Annotated in this window: 1 protein-coding gene; it reads right to left on the bottom strand. The window is 63.6% G+C overall.

Translation table 11 applies throughout. From position 1 onward, the window contains the following. Nucleotides 1-11 precede the first annotated feature (11 nt). Nucleotides 12-714 (bottom strand): IS3 family transposase (locus AAFX91_RS42215; protein ID WP_394570415.1); only part of this gene is annotated, 703 nt, incomplete at its 5' end.

Raw genomic sequence — 714 nt, 5'->3', positions numbered from 1 at the left:
CCACTGAACTTTCATCCAGCAGCGGTTAGAGTCTCAGGGTTTTGTACGCCAAGTGGCGCGGGTGGAGCAACGGACGATCGGCGGAGCTGGTCGGGGTTGCGCAGCCGATCGTCCGTTGCGGTGAGGTGGGCGGCATAGGCCGCGGGGGTCAGGTATTTCAGCGACGAGTGAGGCCGCCGGATATTGTAGTCGGCGACCCAAGCCGCGACCTTGACGCGGGTGTCATCCAGATCGAAGAACAGGGTCTCGTTGAGCAGTTCATCGCGCATCCGGCCGTTGAAACTCTCGACGAAGCCATTCTGCATCGGCTTTCCCGGTGCGATGAAGTGCCAATCGATATCTGCGTCCTTGCACCAAGCCAGCATGGCGTTGCAGGTGAACTCGGTGCCATGGTCGGACACGATCATTCCTGGCTTGCCGCGCCGCTCGACGATTGCCGTCAGTTCGCGGGCCACGCGCCGCCCCGAGATCGACGTGTCCGGAATGGCGCCCAGGCATTCCTTGGTGACGTCGTCGACGATGTTGAGGATGCGGAAGCGTCGGCCATTGGCGAACTGGTCGTGGACGAAGTCCAGCGACCAGCGGGCATTTGGCTTGGCCTCGACCAGGATCGGGGCCCGGGTCCCCACGGCCTTGCGGCGAGCCCGCCGCTTGCGGACGGTGAGCCCTTCCTCGCGATAAAGCCGGTAGATCCGGTTGATCCCCGATGGCTCG

This window comes from Bradyrhizobium sp. 31Argb, assembly GCF_043638955.1.
Lineage (GTDB): Bacteria > Pseudomonadota > Alphaproteobacteria > Rhizobiales > Xanthobacteraceae > Bradyrhizobium.
Note: the sequence above shows the minus strand (reverse complement) of the source record. Positions and strands in the feature narration are given on the sequence as shown.